Annotated in this window: 3 protein-coding genes; 2 read left to right on the forward strand and 1 reads right to left on the reverse strand. The window is 69.9% G+C overall.

All coding sequences use genetic code 11. From position 1 onward, the window contains the following. Positions 1 to 115 precede the first annotated feature (115 nt). Positions 116 to 1,621, reverse strand: a complete 1,506-nt coding sequence (rpsA, locus tag Q0R63_RS09550; protein WP_295696743.1) for a 30S ribosomal protein S1 — start codon at positions 1,619 to 1,621, stop codon at positions 116 to 118. 230 nt (positions 1,622 to 1,851) lie between these two features. Between rpsA and Q0R63_RS09555 the strand changes: the two genes are divergently transcribed. Then, positions 1,852 to 2,658 (forward strand): methyltransferase domain-containing protein, encoded by an 807-nt coding sequence (locus Q0R63_RS09555; RefSeq protein ID WP_295696746.1) that lies wholly within the window; start codon positions 1,852 to 1,854, stop codon positions 2,656 to 2,658. A gap of 216 nt (positions 2,659 to 2,874) precedes the next feature. Continuing rightward, a partial coding sequence (locus tag Q0R63_RS09560; RefSeq protein WP_295696744.1) for an Ig-like domain-containing protein occupies positions 2,875 to 5,569 on the forward strand: 2,695 nt, incomplete at its 3' end.

Genomic DNA, 5,569 nt, shown 5'->3' on the forward strand with positions numbered 1-5,569 from the left:
CGGGTTGGCCGGGGGCCCGCACGTCCGGGGTGTGGGACGTGGAACGGCCCGGCTCCCCAAGGGGGCCGGGCCGTTCCTCGCGCTACTGAGCAAACGCTACTGACGCATCCAGCCGTCAGTTGCCGGTGAGCTTCTCCCGCAGGGCGGCGAGAGCCTCGTCCGAGGCGAGCGTGCCCTCGACGACCGGTGCGGCCCGGGGCGTGGAGACGCGCTCCTCGTTGTCGTCGTCGGCGACGTCACCGGTCGCGGACGAGTAGGACGTGGAGCTGTCGCCACCCGCGGCGGCCTCGGCGTCCGCCTTCGCGGCCGCCTCGACCTGCGCCTTGTGGGCCTCCCAGCGGGTGTGGGCCTCGGCATACTGCCCTTCCCACTTCTCCTTCTGGGTGTCGTAGCCCTCGAGCCACTCGTTGGTCTCCGGGTCGAAGCCCTCGGGGTACTTGTAGTTGCCCTCGTCGTCGTACTCCGCAGCCATGCCGTAGAGCGTCGGGTCGAACTCGGACACCGGGGCGCTCTCGTCGTTGGCCTGCTTCAGCGACAACGAGATCCGGCGACGCTCGAGGTCGATGTCGATGACCTTGACGAAGATGTCGTCACCGACCTGGACGACCTGCTCCGGCAGCTCCACGTGGCGCTCGGCCAGCTCGGATATGTGGACGAGGCCCTCGATGCCGTCGTCGACGCGCACGAACGCACCGAAGGGGACGAGCTTGGTGACCTTGCCCGGGACGACCTGGCCGATCGCGTGGGTCCGGGCGAAGTGCTGCCACGGGTCCTCCTGCGTCGCCTTGAGCGAGAGCGAGACGCGCTCGCGCTCCATGTCGACGTCGAGCACCTCGACCGTGACCTCGGTGCCGACCTCGACGACCTCGGACGGGTGGTCGATGTGCTTCCAGGAGAGCTCCGACACGTGCACGAGGCCATCGACGCCACCGAGGTCCACGAAGGCACCGAAGTTGACGATCGAGGACACGACGCCCGTGCGGACCTGGCCCTTCTGGAGCTCCTTGAGGAACGTCGTGCGCACCTCGGACTGGGTCTGCTCGAGCCAGGCGCGGCGGGACAGGACCACGTTGTTGCGGTTCTTGTCCAGCTCGATGATCTTGGCCTCGATCTCCTTGCCCACGTAGGGCTGGAGGTCGCGGACGCGACGCATCTCGACGAGGGAGGCGGGCAGGAAGCCGCGGAGGCCGATGTCGAGGATGAGTCCACCCTTGACGACCTCGATGACGGTGCCGGTGACGACGCCGTCCTCCTCCTTGATCTTCTCGATCGTGCCCCAGGCGCGCTCGTACTGCGCACGCTTCTTGGACAGGATCAGACGACCTTCCTTGTCCTCCTTCTGGAGGACAAGGGCCTCGACCTGGTCGCCGACCTTGACGACGTCGGACGGGTCGACGTCGTGCTTGATCGACAGCTCGCGCGAGGGGATGACACCCTCGGTCTTGTAGCCGATGTCGAGCAGGACCTCGTCCCGGTCGACCTTGACGATGACACCCTCGACGATGTCGCCGTCATTGAAATCCTTGATCGTCGCGTCGATCGCGGCGAGCAAATCTTCCTCAGAGCCGATGTCGTTGATAGCGACCTGAGGGGCGGTCTTCTCGACCGTAGTAGCAGTCATGTAGGAGGAACTCCGATGGTGGACAGATGGCAGAATGGATGGGCACGAGCAAGGTTGCGCACACCTGTGCGACGCTCCAGCCTACCGGGGCCCCACGCGTGGGGTCAAAATGACCGGGGCCTTCTCAGCCCAGGCACCACGCGAGACTGTCTGACGTGAGCACACCGCCGCCCGACCCCCGCCAGGACCTCCCGCAGGACCCTCGTCAGGAACCCCCGCTCGACCCCTACCTGCAGGCCGCCGCCGTCGCCCGTCGGCCGGCTGACGACCGCGAGACGGTGACGGCCAACCGCAGCTGGTGGGACGCCGAGGCGGACGACTACTACCTCGAGCACGGCGGCTTCCTCGGGGACGACGACTTCGTCTGGGGACCCGAAGGACTGCGCGAGGAGGACGCCCGTCTCCTCGGGGACGTCGACGGCAGAAGGGTCCTCGAGATCGGCGCCGGGGCAGGTCAGTGCTCGCGGTGGCTGCTCGGTCGGGGTGCCCGGGTCGTGGCCAGCGACCTGTCCTCGGGGATGCTGGCCCAGGGGGTCGCCATCGAGGCGCGCGCCGCGGCCGGCCGCCGGCTGCCGTACGTGCAGTGCGACGGGCTCCATCTCCCCTTCGCCGGAGAGACCTTGGACGTCGTCTTCACGGCATACGGGGTCGTCCCGTTCGTCGCCGACTCGGCGCGAGTGATGCGCGAGGCGGCTCGGGTACTGCGCCCGGGGGGCCGCCTCGTCTTCTCGACGACCCACCCGATCCGGTGGGCCCTGCCCGACGACCCGGGCCCGGACGGCCTGGTGGTGACCCACTCCTACTTCGACCGGACCCCCTACGTGGAGCAGGACCGTGCCGGCGTCGCGACCTATGTCGAGCACCACCGCACGCTCGGTGACCGGGTGCGGGAGCTGGTCGCCGCCGGGCTCGAGGTCGTCGACGTCGTCGAGCCCGAGTGGCCCGACGACCACGAGGCCGTATGGGGCGGCTGGTCACCGATGCGAGGACGTCTCGTCCCGGGCACGGCCATCTTCGTCGCGCGCAGACCCGACTGAGCGCGCTCCGGGCACAAAACCCCCAAGAGTAAAGAAATAGTTAAAAAAGGCTTAAATCGGTTCTATCTGGTACACGCTTCCTCCACCCCTCCTTCCTCTCGGCCGAGCCGCCGGCACGAGCGCCCGGAGGGGCGCGGGTCGGCTCCGCATGAACGGGGCCGGGCACAAAACGTCTACGGCAGAGCCGCACCTGCCTACTCAGGGGAAAGCACACACATGTATCTATCAGCCGTCGTCCGAATCGCTCGTCCGTCGATCGTTCGCCGCTGGTGGGCCAGCGGACTGGCCGTCGCCATGGTCGCAGTCCTCAGCCCGGTCATGTCGCTGAGCTCGGCGCAGGCCGCTCCGCTCCCGGCGCCCTACTCCGCCAACGCGGGTGGCGTCGTGCTCAACGCCCGGAGCACCCTGCTCACCGCGCCTCTTGCAGCCACTGACCTGGTCCGCTCGCTCGCCACGGCCGACAGCACCTCGGCGCCGACGCCGTCGACAGCGAGCTCGTCCAACCTCGGTCTCGCCGTGGGTCCGATCGGGGCGGGACTGACCAACACCGAGACCGCCCCACCGACGCACACCGCGTCCGGGACCCTGCTGGCCGCCTCGGTCGCCGGCCTGATCAGCAGCGGCGCCATCACCTACACCGACGGGGTGAGCTGGAACTCGGCCACCGCCTGCGTGACGGGCGACATCTCCAGCTCGAGCACGACGACTGCCGGGGCCAACGTCCGGCTCCTCGCCGTCGGGGTCGTCGACACGGGTGTCACGAACGTCACCTCGACCACCTCCCTCCCCCAGACCAGCGCGGTCCACGACACCCGCTCCGTCCAGGCGACGACGACCGCCAACATGGCGGGGCTGTCGCTCCTCAACGGACTCGTGACCGTGTCCGCCCTGCAGCCCACCCTCAGCACGACCGCGACGAGCGGCGCCGCCGCGGCGGCCACCCTGACGGGCTCGACGGTCACCGTGACCTCGGCGAGCATCGGCACCCAGGTCCTTGCTCCCGGAGCGTCGCTCACCGTCAACGTCCTGGGGGTCGGATCGGTCGTCCTGAGGCTGGCCAGCAACGCCGACATCGTCGACAACGCCGGCACCCTCTCGACGACCTACCTCACGGCGACCGTCACCCTCCTCGGGGGCGTCGGGACGATCAACCTCGGCCTGCTGCCGATCTCCGTCCAGGCCACGGCGCCGATCGGTGGGGTCGAGTGCGACACGACCGCCCCCGCTATCGCGATCACCGCACCGGCCACGGGCTCCACCGTCCGCACGACGACCCCCTCCGTCACCGGCACCAGTGGGGTGCCGAGCGGCTCGATCAGCCTCGTCATCGACGGAGGCGCACCCGTCACGGTGCCGACCGCGGCAGACGGCTCGTGGAGCTACACCCCCGTCACCCCCCTCACCGAGGCGTCGCACACGGTCGTGGCCACGGCGACGGATGCGGCCTCGAACTCCTCGACCGCCACCACGACCTTCGTCGTCGACGTGCTCCCGACGGTCTCGATCTCCGCTCCCGCCAACGGGTCCTCGACCAACAACACGACCCCGACCTACGCCGGCGCCAGCAACGTCCTCTCCGGCACCATCCAGGTCGCTGTCGACGGCGGCACCCCCGTCCCGGTCACCACCGACGCCACGGGTGGCTGGACCGTGGCCCAGGCCACCCCCCTCACTGATGGCCCCCACTCCGTCATCGCCACGGCGACCGACGCCCAGGGCAACGTCGCGACCGCGACGTCGGCCTTCACGGTCGACACGGTGGCCCCCGTCATCGCGATCACGACTCCCGCCAACGGGTCACTGACCAACAACCGGACGCCGACCTATACCGGCACGAGTGACGTCCTCTCCGGCACCATCCAGGTCGTCGTCGACGGCGGCACCCCGGCGCCCGTCACGACCAACGCCACCGGTGGCTGGACCCTGACCCAGTCCACCCCGCTCATCGACGGACCCCACACGGTCACCGCGACCGCGACCGATGCCGCCGGCAACACGGCCACCGCCACCTCGACCTTCACCGTCGACGCCACCGCCCCCGTGGTCACCATCACGACGCCGGCCAACGGCTCCTCGACCAACACCACCACTCCGACGTATGCCGGCACCAGCGACGTCCTCTCCGGCACCATCCAGGTCGCCGTGGACGGCGGCACCCCCGTGCCGGTCACGACCTCCGCGACCGGCGCGTGGACCCTGGCCCAGGCCACCCCGCTGGTCGACGGACCCCACACGGTTGCCGCCACCGCGACCGACGCCGCCGGCAACACGACCACCGCGTCCTCGACCTTCACCGTCGACACCGTCGCCCCGGTCATCACCATCACCACCCCGGCCAACGGGTCGTCGACCAACACCACCACCCCCGCGTATGCCGGCACCAGCGACATCCTCTCCGGCCCCATCCAGGTCGCCGTCGACGGCGGCACCCCGGTCCCGGTGACGACCTCCGCCACCGGTGACTGGACCCTCACCCCGGCCACGCCGCTCATCGACGGGCCGCACGTCGTCACCGCCACCGGCAGCGACGCGGCCGGCAACACGACCACCGCGACCTCGACCTTCACGGTCGACACCGTCGCCCCCGTCATCACCATCACCACCCCCGCGAACGGCTCGTCGACGAACACCACCACCCCGACGTATGCCGGCACCAGCGACATCCTCTCCGGCACCATCCAGGTCGCCGTCGACGGCGGCCCAGCCACACCGGTGCCGACCGATGCTTCCGGCGCCTGGACCCTGACCCAGGCCACGCCCCTGGTCGACGGCCCCCACACTGTTGCGGCCACCGCCACCGACGCCGCCGGCAACTCCAGCACGGCGACCTCGCGGTTCACCGTCGACACCATCGCCCCCGTCATCACCATCACCACCCCGGCCAACGGCTCGAGCACGAACAACACGACAC

Origin of the sequence: Lapillicoccus sp., assembly GCF_025353065.1 — a bacterium.
Lineage (GTDB): Bacteria > Actinomycetota > Actinomycetes > Actinomycetales > Dermatophilaceae > Lapillicoccus.